The sequence below is a fragment of the Pseudomonas syringae genome (assembly GCF_002157375.1).
GTDB lineage: Bacteria > Pseudomonadota > Gammaproteobacteria > Pseudomonadales > Pseudomonadaceae > Aquipseudomonas > Aquipseudomonas syringae_T.
This window is the reverse complement of record NZ_MTSA01000010.1, coordinates 95,549-112,567: the sequence shown is the minus strand read 5'-3', so window position 1 is coordinate 112,567 and position 17,019 is coordinate 95,549. Positions and strand designations below refer to the sequence as shown.

The 17,019-nt window shown below is 59.3% G+C and carries 14 protein-coding genes; 3 read left to right on the top strand and 11 right to left on the bottom strand.

What is annotated here, in order from left to right; genetic code table 11:
- Position 1: 1 nt before the first annotated feature.
- Both BW686_RS14400 and BW686_RS14395 read left to right on the top strand, forming a co-directional pair.
- Complete coding sequence (locus BW686_RS14400; RefSeq protein WP_084917865.1) at positions 2 to 895, top strand: acyltransferase; 894 nt, start codon at positions 2 to 4, stop codon at positions 893 to 895.
- 71 nt (positions 896 to 966) lie between these two features.
- Positions 967 to 2,025: an RHS repeat-associated core domain-containing protein gene (locus BW686_RS14395; protein ID WP_084917863.1), complete on the top strand. Its 1,059-nt coding sequence runs from the start codon at positions 967 to 969 to the stop codon at positions 2,023 to 2,025.
- Here the strand turns inward: BW686_RS14395 and BW686_RS14390 are convergent.
- A complete protein-coding gene (locus tag BW686_RS14390) occupies positions 2,005 to 2,568 on the bottom strand; it encodes a DUF2780 domain-containing protein (RefSeq protein ID WP_084917861.1) in 564 nt (187 codons plus the stop codon). The two genes, BW686_RS14395 and BW686_RS14390, sit on opposite strands and share 21 nt — an antisense overlap.
- Positions 2,569 to 2,788: 220 nt before the next feature.
- Here BW686_RS14390 and BW686_RS14385 point away from each other — a divergent pair, with 220 nt between their 5' ends.
- Entirely contained in the window at positions 2,789 to 3,787 is a 999-nt protein-coding gene (locus BW686_RS14385) for an RHS repeat-associated core domain-containing protein (RefSeq protein ID WP_084917858.1), read from the top strand.
- Positions 3,788 to 3,836: 49 nt separating this feature from the next.
- Here BW686_RS14385 and fdhA read toward each other — a convergent pair whose 3' ends face one another.
- From fdhA to BW686_RS14335, 10 genes are all read right to left on the bottom strand, one after another.
- A complete protein-coding gene (fdhA, locus tag BW686_RS14380) occupies positions 3,837 to 5,036 on the bottom strand; it encodes a formaldehyde dehydrogenase, glutathione-independent (RefSeq protein ID WP_084917856.1) in 1,200 nt (399 codons plus the stop codon).
- 89 nt (positions 5,037 to 5,125) lie between these two features.
- Positions 5,126 to 5,983, bottom strand: a complete 858-nt coding sequence (gene purU, locus BW686_RS14375; RefSeq protein ID WP_084917854.1) for a formyltetrahydrofolate deformylase — start codon at positions 5,981 to 5,983, stop codon at positions 5,126 to 5,128.
- A 1,025-nt stretch (positions 5,984 to 7,008) separates the two neighbouring features.
- Positions 7,009 to 7,641 carry a sarcosine oxidase subunit gamma gene (locus BW686_RS14370; protein WP_084917852.1) on the bottom strand — a complete coding sequence of 211 codons (633 nt, stop codon included), beginning with the start codon at positions 7,639 to 7,641 and terminating at the stop codon, positions 7,009 to 7,011.
- A gap of 51 nt (positions 7,642 to 7,692) precedes the next feature.
- On the bottom strand, positions 7,693 to 10,713 hold the full coding sequence (locus BW686_RS14365; RefSeq protein ID WP_084917850.1) for a sarcosine oxidase subunit alpha: 3,021 nt from the start codon (positions 10,711 to 10,713) through the stop codon (positions 7,693 to 7,695).
- On the bottom strand, positions 10,710 to 11,006 hold the full coding sequence (locus BW686_RS14360) for a sarcosine oxidase subunit delta (RefSeq protein ID WP_084917848.1): 297 nt from the start codon (positions 11,004 to 11,006) through the stop codon (positions 10,710 to 10,712). The genes BW686_RS14365 and BW686_RS14360 overlap by 4 nt, the downstream gene beginning before the upstream one ends.
- A gap of 15 nt (positions 11,007 to 11,021) precedes the next feature.
- On the bottom strand, positions 11,022 to 12,272 hold the full coding sequence (locus tag BW686_RS14355; protein ID WP_084917846.1) for a sarcosine oxidase subunit beta family protein: 1,251 nt from the start codon (positions 12,270 to 12,272) through the stop codon (positions 11,022 to 11,024).
- A gap of 17 nt (positions 12,273 to 12,289) precedes the next feature.
- Positions 12,290 to 13,543, bottom strand: a complete 1,254-nt coding sequence (gene glyA / locus BW686_RS14350; protein WP_084917844.1) for a serine hydroxymethyltransferase — start codon at positions 13,541 to 13,543, stop codon at positions 12,290 to 12,292.
- A 257-nt stretch (positions 13,544 to 13,800) separates the two neighbouring features.
- The gene (gene choV, locus BW686_RS14345) at positions 13,801 to 14,979 is read right to left on the bottom strand and encodes a choline ABC transporter ATP-binding protein (protein WP_084917842.1); all 1,179 of its coding nucleotides are present in this window, start codon (positions 14,977 to 14,979) and stop codon (positions 13,801 to 13,803) included.
- Positions 14,976 to 15,821 (bottom strand): choline ABC transporter permease subunit, encoded by an 846-nt coding sequence (gene choW, locus BW686_RS14340; RefSeq protein WP_084917839.1) that lies wholly within the window; start codon positions 15,819 to 15,821, stop codon positions 14,976 to 14,978. Before choW ends, choV begins: the two co-directional genes overlap by 4 nt.
- Before the next feature lie 67 nt (positions 15,822 to 15,888).
- Positions 15,889 to 16,836, bottom strand: coding sequence for a choline ABC transporter substrate-binding protein (locus tag BW686_RS14335; protein WP_002555598.1), 948 nt, complete (start codon positions 16,834 to 16,836; stop codon positions 15,889 to 15,891).
- Positions 16,837 to 17,019: the final 183 nt, after the last annotated feature.

The following is a 17,019-nucleotide window of genomic DNA, read 5'->3' as shown; positions in this document are numbered from 1 at the left end:
TATGCGCCGTCTGCTCACCGGCTGTTTCGTTACCGCTCTGCTGCTGATCAACACGCTGGTGCTGATCGGCCCGCTTCTGGTTTTTGCGCTGCTCAAGCTGCTGTGCCGAGGCCGTATGCGCGATCGCTGTTCAAAAGCGGTCATGTGGATCGCCGAGACCTGGGCCGAAATCGACAAGCTCATTTTCGCGTCCTTTATCCCCACACAGTGGGACATACGCGGCGATCAAGGCCTGCGCAGTGACACGTCCTATCTGGTTATCAGCAATCATCAGTCCTGGGTGGACATTCCCGCACTGATCCAGGCGCTTAACCGGCGTACCCCCTTTTTCAAGTTCTTCCTGAAAAAGGAACTGATCTGGGTGCCGCTGCTGGGCCTGGCGTGGTGGGGGCTGGACTATCCGTTCATGAAGCGCTACAGCAAGGCTTTTCTGGCGAAACACCCTGAGCTCAAGGGCAAGGACCTGGAGATCACCAAGGCCGCCTGCGAACTGTTCAAACGGCAACCGGTGACCATCGTCAACTACCTTGAAGGCACGCGCTTCACGCCCGGCAAACATGCTGCGCAAGCGTCGCCGTATACCCACCTGCTCAAGCCCAAGGCCGGTGGCGTGGCGTTTGTGCTGGCAGCGATGGGTGAACAACTGGATGCCATCCTGGATGTCACCGTGGTGTATCCGGGCAAGCATATTCCGGGTTTCTGGGACATGCTGTGCGGGCGGGTCTCCAAAGTGATCGTTGATATCAAGACCCGCGAGCTGGACCCGGCGCTGTGGCAGGGCGACTATGAAAACGATCCGGCGTTTCGTGAGAACGTACAGGGTTGGGTCAACCAGCTCTGGGCCGAGAAAGATGCACGTATTGCGGCGTTGCGGCTGGAGCTGTCGGGGCACTGACAGTTCTGACAGCTAGACCACGCTCCACTGGCGAATGAGACTGGCCTCTGATTCAGCGAGAGGCCACTCTCATGTCATCGCCTGATGTTTCTCCACTGGGCTTATACCGCTACGACGCAGTGGATCGGCTGGCAACGTGTCAGCCCGCGGATCAGACATCCATCCGCCGGTTCTATCAACTGAACCGGCTGGCCACTGCGGTACAGGGAAACACCCGCCATTCTGTTATTCAGGCAGATGATCTTTTACTGGCAGCGCAGCGTGTAGGGCCTGATCAGACCCTGACCGGTTTGCTCGCCACCGATCAGGCCAACTCGGTGCTGCACAGCGTTGAAGCCATGTGGAGTCAGGCTTTTGCCTATAGCCCTTATGGCCTGCGGTCTCCGCAAACCGCTGCTGTTGGCATACCTGGTTTTACGGGGCAGACCATTGATCCGGTCACCGGCCATTATTTACTGGGGAACGGCGTTCGCGCGTTCAACCCGACGCTGATGCGCTTTAACAGCCCCGATGCCCTGAGCCCGTTTGGCGAGGGTGGGCTGAATGCTTATGCGTATTGTGAGGGGGACCCTGTTAATTACAGTGATCCGTCGGGTCAAAACATCCGGGCGGTGATAATCCCCATCTCATTGTTGGGGAGCGCCATGAGGAAAACATTTGGTCTGTCTCGCGACGCCGGCGAAGGCTTTTTTGAAGTGGCTTACAAAGGTTTAGTGCCCGGTGACGTTTCATTGGCTCTGAAAGGGCCAAGAGCACAGCTCGACAAAGCGCTTGAGCCATTGGGTGACAGCTCTTCTCTTTTTGTCCGTGCGCTACGTCAGGTCAATAATACCTTCGGTTCGAACAACGACCAGAATCTGACTCTGAAACAAGCCTTCCATTACGCCAAACTGGCGAAGCAGGCAGCGTCAGGGGAAATAAGCGACCCGACGGCTTTCATGCGCGCCGCAATAAGTTGGGCGAAAAATTTACCCAGACAAGGCCCCGTGGCGTTTGTGGGTATGGTGCTAAATTCAGGGGGCACGTTGTTTTCAGGGCCAGCGCAAATAGCCAAATATAAAACCGGAGCAGCGCTTATGAAGCCTGTGCAACAAGCGAAAGCGATCAGATCAACTACCCGCACCCCATAGCCCGCTCAAACTCTGCAACGCCGAACCGCTTGCACCTTGCTGACCGAGGTATTGCAGGATCAGCGGGGCAAACTGGCTGACCATGCTGCTGTCCATGCCCAGTGCCTTGAACGCCGTGTTCACGTCGCCCATGTTCTGCACATTGCCCAGCGCGCTGTTGAGCATCGAGTTATTGCCGGACTTGCCGCCCAGCAGACTGCCCAGCCCGTTTGCGCCACCCAGACTCTCCAGAGCAGACGTCCCGGACATCTGCTCCAGGCCGGGTACCGATTTGGCCAGCTGCGAGTAATCGGTGCTGCTCAGTTTGTTCCTGGCCAGCCCCAACAAGGCGCCCGTTCCACCGACCGCCTGTTCAGGGGTGACGTTGAGCTGCGTACCAAGGGTATTGAGCAGTCCGGCGACTTCAGGTGCGGCCGTGGCTTTCTGATCGCCATTCGTGGCATTGGCGACCGCATTCGCGGCGTCATTCAGATTGAAAGCGAACGCCGGGCTTGCCGCCAGCGCCATCAACGTTACCAAAGCCATACCGCGTGCAGTGTTCATTGCGTCACCCTTATCAAACCTGACCCGCCCGTGAGTAGGCGGCAAGGCAGACGGTTTGACTGGAGGAACCGAGGCTTGTTCCCGGCGCCCTGAAGACAGGCGGTTATTCGGGTGGAATCAGCCTTGGCAGGCGGCGTACCCATTATTTCTGATAGCTGTGCAGCACAAGATCACCCGCCCAGAATCATGGCGCTATCGTTGATCTTTGTAGGTGACTTTCATGTCTTCTGACACTCGCGCCGTGCTCTGCACGTACCGTTACGACCCCACTGACCGCTTGGCCGACTGCTCGCCTGCGGGGCAGGGCGGCACCCGGTTCTTTTATCAGAAGAACCTCTTGGCGACGCAAATCCAGGGGCAAATACAGCACACGCTTTTGCGCACGGACGAGCATTTGCTGGCGCACCTGAGTGTGGAAAACAACACGAGCGACTGCCTGTTGCTGGCGACGGATCAACAGCAGTCAGTGATCACGGCGCAGGATGTGGCATTTGTTTATACGCCTTACGGCCATCGTCATCCTTCAGCGGGGCCGATGAACCTGCCGGGCTACACCGGCCAGCGGCTTGACCCGGTGACAGGGCACTATTTGCTGGGCAATGGTTATCGGGCGTTTAACCCGGTGTTGATGCGGTTCAATAGCCCAGACAGTTTGAGCCCGTTTGGCGAGGGTGGGTTGAATGCGTATGCGTATTGTGAGGGGGATCCGGTTAATCGGATCGATTTGACTGGACATATGTTTAATCTATCTAATTTTTTTAGGCGTATCGCGCCGAGGGAGCGGCAAACAACAGCTTCAAATGGCTTGCGATCTCGGGAGCCTACCGTAAGTGTGATAGCTATAAGTGAGCCGCCGACCTATCAAGCTTCGCAGCAGGCTCAGTATAATAAGAATATTTATCACACAAAAGACACTGAGTACTCTGAGGCTTATGATCACGCGTATAAAAACTATGAGCGTCTTAAGCGTAACGTGGAGTTGGCAGATATGAAGGTCAGTGACCAGCTGGCTCGAGGCGAGCTACCTTCTTATTCTCTTATAGAGAAGCGAGATAAACTTAATAAGATTTTCGATGATGTTGAAGGTGCTATATTTTCAGAGAGCTCCCCGCCGCCTAGCTATCACCTTGCTGAATCATTGTCATTTCCGTCCACTTCTAATTCGGTAGCCCAAGTTCGCAATATCCGCCGAGAACCATTTAATCGGTTCTTGGCGTGATATCGATAGAACTTAATAATTAAGTATAAGGTTGATCGGTTGGATGAATCTAAACCTCGCCAAACAACCCATGCGGATCAATCACAAACTTTTTCGGCACGCCCGAATCAAACTCGCCATAACCCCGCGGAGCCTCATCCAGGCTGATCACCTCGACACCCACTATGTCGGCGATCTTGATGCGGTCCCACATGATCGCCTGCATCAGCTGGCGGTTGTATTTCATGACCGGGGTCTGGCCGGTGTGGAAGCTGTGGGATTTGGCCCAGCCCAAGCCGAAGCGAATGCTCAGGCTGCCCATTTTTGCCGCGGCGTCCACGGCGCCCGGGTCTTCGGTGACGTACAGGCCGGGGATGCCGATCTTGCCTGCGACGCGCACTACGCCCATCAACGAGTTGAGAACGGTGGCGGGTGCTTCGGCCTGCGCACCGGCATGGCCGTGACCGCGAGCCTCAAAGCCTACCGCGTCGATGGCGCAATCCACTTCCGGTTCGCCGAGCAGCGCAGCGATCTGTTCATGCAGTGGCGTGTCCTGGGACAGGTCGGCAATTTCGAAGCCTTGGGCCTTGGCGTGAACCAGACGCGTCGGGTTGACGTCGCCGACGATCACCACCGCTGCACCCAGCAAGCGTGCCGAAGCCGCCGCGGCGAGGCCGACCGGACCTGCACCCGCAACGTAGACCGTGCTGCCAGGACCAACGCCTGCCGTCACCGCACCGTGATAGCCGGTGGGCAGAATGTCGGACAGGCAAGTCAGGTCGCGTATCTTCTCCATTGCCGCGTCGCGGTCAGGCAGTTTGAGCAGGTTGAAGTCCGCGTAGGGCACCAGCACGTATTCGGCCTGGCCGCCGACCCAGTCGCCCATGTCGACATAACCGTAAGCGCCGCCGGGGCGGGCAGGGTTGACCGTCAGGCAGACGCCGGTGTTTTGCTCCTTGCAACTGCGGCATCGGCCGCACGCCACGTTGAATGGCACCGATACCAGATCACCTACTTTGAGGTGTTCCACGTCGCGACCGGCTTCCAGTACTTCGCCGGTGATTTCATGACCCAGTACCAGCCCGGTTTGTGCTGTCGTACGGCCGCGCACCATGTGCTGATCAGAGCCGCAGATATTGGTGGAGACCACGCGCAGGATGACACCGTGTTCGATGCGCTTGCCGCGTGGGTCTTCCATTTTGGGGAATGGAATGGATTGTACTTCGACCTTGCCAGCGCCGAGATAAACTACACCGCGATTACCAGACATACATGTCGCCTCGCTTTTATTGTGTTGTAGAAAGAGAAACAGTTGCACGCTCCGAGCGGCAAGAAAAACGCGTCGCTTGCAGCTTGCGCCTATAGCACCACCGTCCTGTTGGCGTTGAGAAACACCCGTCGTTCGATGTGATAGCCCACCGCGCGGGCCAGCGTCAGCCCCTCGATGTCTCGACCCTTGGCAATCAGGTCTTCGGGGTAATGGCTGTGATCGACCACTTCCACGCCTTGGGCGATGATCGGACCTTCGTCCAGATCGTTGTTGATGTAATGCGCGGTGGCACCCACCAGTTTCACGCCTTTGTCGTACGCCTGATGGTACGGTTTGGCGCCTTTGAAACCGGGCAGCAAGGAGTGATGGATATTGATCGCCTTGCCATCCAGCTTGCGGCACAGCGCCGGCGACAGCACCTGCATGTAGCGGGCGAGAATCACCAGTTCTGCACCGGACTCTTCGATCACTTGCCAGACCTTGGCTTCCTGCGCAGGCTTGTCGGCCGGGTTCAGGGGGAAATGGTAGTACGGAATGCCGTGCCAGCCAGCCAGCGGCTCGAGGTCGGGGTGATTGGACACGACGGCGACCACGTCCATCGACAGCTGATTGATGCGCTGACGATAGAGCAGGTCGTTGAGGCAGTGATCGGCCTTCGACACCATGATCACCACTTTTGGCCGGTAGTTGGGCGCTGTCAGCTCGAAGATCATGCCGAACGCTTCGCCCCGTTCGCTTAATCCGGCCTTGAATGCCTGTTCGTCAAACGCCTCCGGCTGACGAAATTCCACGCGAATGAAAAAACGGCCTGACAGGCGATCATCGAACGAGTGATGCTCTGTGACGTAGCAGCCCTGCTCGAACAGAAAGCGGGTCACCGCATCTACCGTGCCCAGCACGCTGGGGCAGTCGGCGGTCAAAATCCATGTGTCGGGCGCGCGGCTCATTAAATCAGTGCTCCTGAATGTTCGTTATCCACAGATCCGGCTGACTCTTGTGCCAGTGCTCCGCGTTACCCACAAATCCTGTGGGAGTGAGCTTGCTCACGAAGACGATGGTCCAGACGCCCCATTTTCGCGGGCGGTACTGGCCATTTCGTGAGCAAGCTCACTCCCACAAGAGTCTTCATTGGGACTGACGCTGTGGTTTCAGCCCCAGTTCCGGGCTCCTCACGCCTGAATGCTCAGTCCGTATTCGGCGCTCGCGTCCTGCAGCCACGCTGGGGCAGTCGGCGGTCAAAATCCATGTGTCGGGCGCGGGGCTCATTAAATCATTGCTCCTGAATGTTCGTTATCCACAGATCCGGCTGATTCTTGTGCCAGTGCTTCGCGTTACACACAAATCTTGTGGGTGCGCAGTATTCTGTGGGAGTGAGCTTGCTCACGAAGACGCTGGTCCAGACGCCCCATTTTCGCGGGCGGTACTGGCCATTTCGTGAGCAAGCTCACTCCCACAAGAGTCTTCATTGGGACTGACGCTGTGGTCTCCGCCCCGGTTCCGGGCTCCTCACGCCTGAATGTTCGTTATCCACAGATCCGGCTGACTCTTGTGCCAGCGCTTCGCGTTACACACAAATCTTGTGGGTGCGCAGTATTCTGTGGGAGTGAGCTTGCTCACGAAGACGCTGGTCCAGACGCCCCATTTTTGGCGGCGGTACTGGCCATTTCGTGAGCAAGCTCACTCCCACAAGAGTCTTCATTGGAACTGACGCTGTGGTTTCAGCCCCAGTTCCGGGCTCTTCACGCCTTGATGTTCGTTATCCACAGATCCGGCTGACTCTTGTGCCAGTGCTTCGCGTTACACACAAATCTTGTGGGTGCGCAGTATTCTGTGGGAGTGAGCTTGCTCACGAAGACGCTGGTCCAGACGCCCCATTTTTGGCGGCGGTACAGGCCATTTCGTGAGTAAACTCACCTCCACAAGAGTTTTCATTGGGACTGACGCTGTGGTTTCAGCCCCGGTTCCGGGCTCCTCACGCCTGAATGCTCAGTCCGTACTCGGCGCTCGCGTCCTGCAGCCACAGCCACCAGTAATCAGCAAAGCTGCGGCGGATCAGCAGCTCCCAGGTTTCTTCACCGGTCCGGCGGATCACCAGTTGGGATTTGGCGAACACCGTACCGACCGCCTTGCCCACCGGAAAATTGTCCGGGTGTACGTCGTAGCTGGTGGACTTCATCAGTACCTGACGTACCTTGGGGCCGGTCAGCTCAAGGATCGACTGGCCACCGCTGACATTGACAATGGAAATGTGCAGCCCGGCCAACGCTTCGCGCAGCTTCTGTTCTGCCGCAAGCTCTTCGCCGCTCGGCACGATCAGTAACCACTCGTCCGGGCCAAGCCATTGCAGCGAACTGTCGCCGCTGCTGACCAGCGTCAGCGCTGCTGGCAGTTCCATGCCGAGCGCCTTGTGTACGCCAGTGGCGAAGCCCTGGTCGTGGGCATCGCCCCGAATCGTGAGATGGCCCAGCAGTTTCTTCTCGCGCAGGAACACACCCGGGCTGGCGCGGCCTTTGCCGATCAGGCTGTCGAGGCGTGCATGAAACAGCGGCGACTCGGCTTTGACATCGGTAGTCGGGCGCTGCTGGTAAACGTTCGCTGTGGTCATGAGTCACCTGCCTTGAATGCTGTTTGCTGCTGCTGATCGGCGCACCGTGTTTTACTCGACATTCTGCTGCTCGCCTTTCGGGTCGAAGAACACCGACGAGACGATCTCGGCTTCGATCACGCTGCCGTCTGCCAAGGGCGCGAACACCCGCTCGCCCATACGATTCAGGCCGCCTTTGACCACACCCATCGCGAACGAATAGCCCAGCGAGTTGTGCGCGTAGCTGGAAGTCACGTGGCCGACCATGTTCATCGGGATGGCCTGTTGGGTGTCGAACACCAGTTGCGCACCTTCCGGCAGCCACTGGGTCGGGTTCACGGGTTTGAGGCCGACCAGTTGCTTGCGCTGTTCCCTGACGCAATCTTCGCGGTTCATGCCGCGCCAGCCGATCCACGAGAATGGCTTGGTCCGCCCGACACACCAGCCCATGTTCAGATCGTCCGGAGTCATCGAGCCGTCGGTGTCCTGACCGACGATGATGAAGCCCTTTTCGGCGCGCAATACGTGCATGGTTTCGGTGCCGTAAGGCGTCAGGTTGTACGGCTTGCCAGCCTCGGCGATCTTTTCCAGGACGCCCATCGCGTAATCGGCCTGAATGTTGACCTCGTAGGACAGCTCGCCGGTAAACGAGATACGGAACACCCGAGCAGGCACGCCGGCGACCAGACCCTCTTTCCAGGTCATGAACGGAAAGGCCTCGCGGCCCAGGTCGATATCGGTCACTTCGCTGAGCAGCTTGCGGCTGTTGGGGCCGGACAGCGTCAGGGTCGCCCAGTGATCGGTCACTGATGTGAAGTACACTTTCAGGTCAGGCCATTCGGTCTGCTGATAGATTTCCAGCCATTGCAGGACCCGCGCAGCGCCGCCCGTGGTGGTGGTCATCAGGAAGTGATTGTCGGCGAGGCAGGCCGTTACGCCGTCATCGAAGACCATGCCGTCTTCCTTGCACATCAGGCCATAGCGCGCCTTGCCCACGTCCAGCTTGGTCCAGGCGTTGGTGTAGATCCGGTTGAGGAACTCACGCGCGTCCGGGCCCTGAATGTCGATCTTGCCCAGGGTCGAGGCGTCCAGCAGGCCGACACTGTCGCGGACTGCCTTGCATTCACGGGCTACGGCGGCAGGCAGGTCCTCGCCGTTTTTCGGGAAGTACCACGGCCGCTTCCACTGGCCGACGTCTTCGAACTCGGCACCGTTCTTGATGTGCCAAGCGTGCAGGGCGGTGAAGCGCACCGGCTCGAAAATGTGTTTGCAGTGCCGCCCGGCAATCGCGCCGAAAGTCACTGGCGTGTAGTTGGGGCGGAACATGGTGGTGCCCATGTCCGGGATCGACACGTTCAGCGAGCGGGCGGCAATGGCCAGACCGTTGACGTTGCCCAGCTTGCCCTGATCGGTGCCAAAGCCCAGCGCGGTGTAGCGCTTGACGTGTTCGACCGACTCGAAGCCCTCACGGGTCGCGAGTTCGATGGCCGCGGCGGTCACGTCGTTCTGGAAATCGACGAATTGCTTGGGCGCGCGTGCAGTGCCTTTTTCATGCGGCACCTGGAACAGCGCCAGGGTCGGTTCTTCCGCACGGCTGAGGGCTTTGGGCATCACGCCTTCGACAATCTTGAAGCCGGCTTCACTGGCAGCACGTACGCCACCTTCGAAGCCATCGGCCAGGCTGTCGGCCAGACTGTAGACGCCGTTCACGCCACCGACACAGATACGTTTCTGCGGCGCTTCGCCCGGCACGAAACCGAGGATGTCTTCACGCCAGACGGGTTTGCCGCCCAGGTGCGAGGCCAGATGCACAATCGGGCTGTAACCGCCGGAGCTGGCAACCAGGCCGCACTCGAGCCACTCGCCCGGGCTGGTGACGCTGTGTGCCTTGACGTCGATGGCGGCAACGCGCGCAGCGGTTACGTGTTTACTGCCACGCGCCTCGATGACCGCGCTGCCGGTCAAGATGCGAATGCCTTTGGCGCGAGCTTCTTCCACCAGCGGACCGCGCGGGTTGTGTCGTGCATCGGCAATGGCGACCACGTGCAGGCTGGCGTCGAGCCAGTCCAGTGCGACGCGGTAGGCGTGGTCGTTGTTGGTGGACAACACGAGTTTTTTGCCCGGCGCGACACCGTAACGACGCACGTACGTCGACACTGCACCGGCCAGCATGTTGCCCGGCACATCGTTGTTGCCGTAGACCAGCGGACGCTCGTGAGTACCGGCGGCCAGCACCACACGTTTGGCGCGCACGCGATGCATGCGCTGGCGAACCATGCCGATGGGCGCGCGGTCGCCGAGGTGATCGGTCAGGCGCTCGTGAATGGTCAGGAAATTGTGGTCGTGGTAGCCGTTGACTGTCGCGCGAGGCAGCAAGGTTACGTTGCGCAGGCTTTTCAGTTCGGCCACCACGCTGGTGACCCATTCAGCCGCGGGTTTGCCATCCAGGCTTTCACGGCTGTCGAGCAGACTGCCGCCGAATTCTTCCTGTTCGTCGGCGACGATCACTCGGGCACCGCTGCGGCCCGCAGCCAGCGCGGCGGCCAGACCGGCAGGACCCGCGCCGACAATCAGCACGTCACAGTGCTGATTCATCGCGTCGTAGCTGTCCGGATCGTTCTCGGTCGGAGAGCGGCCGAGGCCCGCGGCCTTGCGGATGTACTTCTCGTAAGTCATCCAGAACGATTGCGGGTACATGAAGGTTTTGTAGTAGAAACCCGGCGGCATCAGCTTGCCGCCGACCTTGCCCAGAATGCCCATCAGGTCGGTGTTCACACTCGGCCAGCCATTGGTGCTGGTCGCTACCAGTCCGGAATACAGCGCTTGCTGGGTGGCACGCACGTTGGGGATCTGCGTCGCTTCGGTCGCGCCGATCTGCAACACGGCATTCGGCTCTTCCGAGCCTGCCGCAAAAATGCCGCGTGGCCGGGAGTACTTGAAACTGCGACCAATGATGGCGACGCCATTGGCCAGCAGCGCGGACGCCAGCGAGTCGCCTTCAAAGCCCTGATAGGTCTGGCCGTTGAAAGTGAAATTGATCACCTTGCTGCGGTTGATGCGGCCGCCGTTGGGCAAACGATGGGTCTGGCTCATGCCTTGTCTCCCTGGTCCGTGAACTGCGGCTTCGCACCAATCGGATAGGTTTCGAGAATCTCGTAGGTCACAGTGTTACGCGTCATGTTGAAGTACTGCCGGCAACCGGCGGCGTGAATCCACAGTTCATGGTGCAAACCACGCGGGTTGTCGCGGAAGAACATGTAGTCGCCCCATTGCTCATCGGTACACGCAGTGGGGTCCAGCGGGCGCGGAATGTGCGCCTGGCCGGACGGGTGGAATTCCTCTTCGGAGCGCAGTTCGCCACAGTGAGGACAGAAGATATACAGCATGGTCGGGTTCTCCTGTTAGTGGGCCACGGCCGCAGCGCCGTGTTCGTCGATGAGCGCGCCGTTATGGAAACGGTCGATGGAGAATGGCTTGGCCAGCGGGTGCATTTCGCCTTTGGCGAGGCTGGCGGCAAACACGTTGCCCGAGCCAGGCGTGGCCTTGAAGCCACCGGTGCCCCAGCCGCAGTTGAAAAACATGTTCGGCACCGGTGTCTTGGAGATGATCGGGCAGGCATCCGGCGTGGTGTCGACGATGCCGCCCCATTGGCGGTTCATGCGCACGCGGGACAGCACCGGGAACATCTCGACGATGGCCTGAATGGTGTGTTCGATCACCGGGTACGAGCCGCGCTGGCCGTAACCGACCCAGCTGTCGATACCGGCCCCGATCACCAGGTCGCCCTTGTCGGACTGGCTGATGTAGCCGTGTACGGCGTTGGACATGATGACGCTGTCGATAATCGGCTTGATCGGCTCGGAGACCAGCGCCTGCAAGGGGTGTGATTCAATCGGCAGACGAAAGCCGGCGAGTTTGGCCATGTGCCCGGAATTACCGGCTGTTACAACGCCAACCCGTTTGGCACCAATGAAACCCTTGTTGGTTTCGACGCCGATGCACACGCCGTTTTCCTTGCGAAAACCGATGACTTCGGTCTGCTGGATCAGGTCGACGCCCAAGGCGTCGGCAGCACGTGCGAAGCCCCAGGCCACGGCGTCGTGACGGGCCACGCCGCCACGCCGTTGAACGGTCGCGCCGATAATCGGATAGCGGGTGTTTTTCGAGCAATCCAGGTACGGGATTTCGTCCGCGACCTGCTTGCCATTGAGCAACTCGCCGTCCACGCCATTCAGACGGTTGGCGCTGACACGGCGTTCCGAGTCACGCATGTCCTGCAGGGTGTGGCACAGGTTGTACACGCCGCGCTGGGAAAACATGACGTTGTAATTCAGGTCCTGAGACAGGCCTTCCCACAGTTTCATGGCGTGTTCGTAAAGGTGCGCAGACTCGTCCCACAGGTAATTGGAGCGCACGATGGTCGTGTTGCGAGCGGTGTTGCCGCCGCCCAGCCAGCCTTTTTCGACCACCGCCACATTGGTGATGCCGTGTTCCTTGGCCAGGTAATAAGCGGTCGCCAGCCCGTGGCCCCCACCGCCGACGATCACGACGTCATAGACCTTCTTCGGCGTTGGCGTGCGCCACATGCGCTGCCAGTTTTCGTGATGGCTGAGGGAATGCTTGAGAAGGCCGAAGCCTGAGTAATGCTGCATGTGAGGCTACTCCTGACTCAGCGATAGACCGGGAAATCGGCGCACAGGGTGGCGACATGACTGGCGACGTTGGCCTCGACATCGGCATCGCCGAGACTGTCGAGAATGTCGCAAATCCAGCCTGCCAGCGCGATGCACTGGGTCTCCTTGAAACCGCGCGTGGTCACGGCCGGTGTGCCGATACGCAGGCCGGATGTCACGAACGGTGATTGCGGATCATTAGGCACCGAATTCTTGTTGACGGTGATGTGCGCACGGCCCAGCGCGGCGTCGGCGTCCTTGCCGGTCAGGCCCTGGCGGATCAGGCTGACCAGAAACAGGTGGTTGTCGGTGCCACCGGAGACCACGTCGAAGCCACGGTCGATAAACACCTGCGCCATTGCTTGCGCGTTGTCGATCACTTGTTGTTGGTAGGCTTTGAAGCCAGGCTCCATCGCTTCCTTGAAGCACACCGCCTTGGCGGCGATGACGTGCATCAGCGGGCCGCCCTGACCGCCGGGGAAAACGGCGGAGTTGAATTTCTTTTCAAGCTCTTCGTTGGCTTTGGCCAGAATCAGGCCGCCGCGTGGGCCGCGCAGGGTCTTGTGCGTGGTGGTGGTGACCACGTCGGCGTAGGGCAGCGGGTTCGGGTAAAGGCCAGCCGCAACCAACCCCGCGACGTGGGCCATGTCGACGAACAGGTAAGCCCCTACCTTGTCGGCGATTTCCCGAAAGCGCGGGAAGTCCAGGGTCTTGGAATAGGCCGAAAACCCGGCAATGATCATTTTCGGCTGACATTCGACGGCGATACGCTCGACCTCGTCGTAATCGATCAGCCCGGTGGTGGTGTCGATACCGTACTGCACAGCGTTGTACAGCTTGCCGGAAAAGCTGACCTTGGCACCGTGTGTCAGATGGCCGCCGTGGGCCAGGCTCATGCCCAGCACGGTATCGCCAGCCTGAAGCAGCGCCAGATAGACAGCGGCGTTGGCCTGGCTGCCGGAGTGTGGCTGGACGTTGGCGTAGTCGGCACCGAACAACTGTTTGGCACGTTCGATGGCCAGTTGCTCGACCTTGTCGACATGCTCGCAGCCGCCGTAATAACGCTTGCCCGGATAGCCCTCGGCGTACTTGTTGGTCAGGCCGCTGCCCTGGGCCTGCATCACGCGTTTGCTGGTGTAGTTCTCCGAGGCGATCAGCTCGATATGGTCTTCCTGACGCTGCTCTTCGGCGTTCATCGCCGACATCAGTGCGTCGTCATAACCCTGGATCTGGTCTTGCTTGCTGAACATCGCGGATCTCCCAGCGGCGGCGCGGCGCCTGACTTGTCGTTAGGGCCTAAGGAGCCCTCTGAGAGCGATGGTAGGGCCGGACCGAAGTCGTCAAATGCCTATGGACGCCACACAAAGGTGCGTTTACGACATGGGAGACGGGGGAGTGAAAATAGACGAAAGCGGGGATGCGGAGGGGAGCTGCGTTTGATGAACACAAGCCCGCTCCCGGCGGGTGCAATGCCCGCGCAGGGGAGTGAGCTTGTCTGTTTCAGGCCTTAGCCGTGGTTTTTGCCCAGCAACGCGTGGTACAGCTCGGTATCACCCAGAATGCCGACCACTTTATTGCCGTCCTGCAAGACCAGTTTGTTGCCGGTCTGGTAGCGGATCTGTAACGCGTCGCGCATGCCGATGTTGGAATGCACGAGGGTAGGGCGTCGGTCCAGAGAGCCGACGTCCTGGCCGGGCGTCCAGTTCTGCAGATCAAGCGGAGCGGCGCCTTGTCGCGCGCCTTTGATCACATTGCCTTCGGCCAGATCGAGCCACGAATCGCCACTCGGGTCGAGGCACACCGAACCGTTGACGTGGGTGCATTCATCGACCGTGCGCATCAGGCTGCGACCGCACAGGACGTTCAACGGGTTGGTGTGCGCAACGAACGTGCGCACGTACTCATCGGCAGGGTTGAGGACGATCTGCTCCGGCACGCTGTACTGAACGATGCGGCCGTCTTTCATGATTGCGATGCGGCTGCCGAGTTTCAGCGCCTCATCCAGGTCGTGGCTGACGAAGACAATGGTCTTGCTCAGTTTGCTTTGCAGCGTGAGCAGCTCGTCTTGCAGCCCTTGGCGGATGAGCGGATCAAGCGCCGAGAACGGTTCGTCCATCAGCAAGATATCGGCATCCATCGCCAGCGCACGGGCCAGACCCACGCGCTGTTGCATGCCGCCAGAGAGTTCGTCCGGCTTCTTGTTGCGCCATTGGGTCAGCCCCACCAGCTCGAGCTTCTCGTCCACCAGTTTGCGCCGCTCTTTTTCAGGGCGACCCTGCATTTCCAAGCCGAAACTGATGTTTTCGCGCACTGTCAGCCAGGGCATCAGGGCGAATTTCTGGAACACCATCGCGATGCGTTTGGTGCGCATCATTTTCAGCTCGGCTGCGCTGCAATTGGCAATGTTGATCTGCGAGCCTTCATGCTCCACGAACAACGAGCCACGGCTGACCGTGTTAAGGCCGTTGATGCAGCGCAACAGGCTGGATTTTCCCGAGCCGGAAAGGCCCATGAGGACACAGATTTCACCTTTCTCGATATCCAGGCTGGCGTTTTCAACGCCGACGATCTGCCCGGTTTTCTTGAGAATCTGATCACGCGTGAGGCCTTCGTCCAGCAGCTTGAGGGCTTCACGCGGGTCCTTGGCGAAGATGACGTCTACCTTGTCGAATTTGATGATACTCATGCGTCGGACCCTTTTTTGGCTTCGGGTTGTTTGCAGATGCGGTCGAGCATGATTGCCAGCAATACGATTGCCAGACCGGCTTCGAAACCGAGGGCGATGTCGGCTGTGTTGAGTGCGTTGACCACGGGCTTGCCCAGACCGTCGGCACCGACCAGTGCGGCAATCACCACCATCGACAGTGACAGCATGATGCACTGGGTAATACCGGCTGCGATGCTGGGCATGGCATAGGGCAGCTCGATACGGGTCAGCAACTGGCGGTGGGACGAGCCGAAGGCCTTGCCAGCGTCGAGCAGTTCCTGAGGCACGTCGCGGATGCCCAGGTACGTCAGGCGTATCGGTGCGGCAATGGCGAACACCACCGTCGAGATAAGGCCGGGTACTACGCCGAGGCCGAACAGCGTGAGCGTCGGGATCAGATAAACGAAGGTGGGCACGGTCTGCATCAGGTCGAGTATCGGCCGGATGATGGTGTAGAACAGCGGCTTGTGCGCGGCAATAATGCCCAGCGGCACGCCAATGACGACACAGACAAGGGTCGCGAACAGGACCTGGGCCAGGGTTTCCATGGTTTCCTGCCAGTAGTGCAGGTTCAGGATCAACAGAAACGAAAGAATGACGAAGACCGTAAGGCCCCACTTGCGCTGGATGAAGTGCGCGAGGCCGGCGATCAGGGCGATCAATACCAGTGGGTTGAACCAGGTCAACGCGAAGGTGAACCCGTGGATCATCATTTCCAGTGTCGAGGCAATCGCGTCGAAGTAGTCGGCGCCGTTGGCCGTCAACCAGTCGACAAATGCGGCGATGTACTCGCCCAGAGGGATTTTTTGATCAGTCAGCATGGTATCGGGTATCCGCTTGCGGAGGGTGAAGAGGGCAGCAGGCGGGGCAGACCCGCCTGCTGTCGGCTTACTGGGTCAGCTTGGCTTTGGCTGCCTCCAGCCCGGGTTTGCCATCAACCGTGGTCACGCCTGCGAGCCAGGTATCCAGCACTTGCGGGTTCTTTTTGATCCACGCCTTGGCGGCGGCATCAGGCTTCATTTTGTCATCCAGCACGTTGCCCATCAGGGTGCTTTCCATGTCCAGTGTGAAGGACAGGTTCTTGAGCAACTGACCTACGTTGCTGCATTCCTGACTGTAGCCTTTGCGGGTGTTGGTGTAGATAGTCGCCTGGCCATAGTTGGGGCCGAAGAAGTCATCACCGCCGGTAAGATATTTCATCTTGAAGCGCGTGTTCATCGGGTGCGGCTCCCAGCCCAGGAACACCACATCGTTTTTGCGTTTAACGGCGCGGTCGACCTGCGAGAGCATGGCTGCCTCGCTCGATTCCACAACCTTGAAGCCCGCGTCTTTCAGGCCGAACGCGTTCTTGTCGATCATGCTCTGGATCAGGCGGTTGCCGTCGTTGCCAGGCTCGATGCCGTAAATCTTGCCGCCCAGTTCTTTCTTGAATTTGGCGATGTCGGCGAAATCATGCAGGCCTTTGTCGTACAGCGCCTGTGGAACAGCCAGGGTGTATTTGGCGTTCTCCAGGTTGGCACGCACGGTTTCGACGGTCCCGGCTTCGCGATAAGGCTTGATGTCGTTTTCCATGGTTGGCATCCAGTTGCCGAGGAAAACGTCCATGTTCTTGCCGTCTGCCAGCGACTTGTAGGTCACCGGTACGGAAATCATGGTGGTCTTGGTGGTGTAGCCCAGCGACTCGAGTACCGCGCTGGTCACCGCAGTGGTGACGGTAATGTCGGTCCAGCCGACGTCGGAGAAGTTGACCGTATGACAGGCCTCTGGCTCGGCTGCCTGTGCAAGCACCGGCATACAGAGCGTAGCGGCCAAGAGCAGCGATTTGGAACCTTTCATGGGGTGGACTCCTGTGAGTTTCTTGTGGTCATCAGCAGGTGAACGCTGACGCGGCTTATGGGTCGGCGAGGCTCTTCGCGAAGCTCCATCACTGCGCCGGGCGATCGAGTCGGATCCGATCATGTAACAGGGAAAATCAAACGCCTACAGGGGGCGTCGTATCCAGTGCAGGAGGCGTCGTAT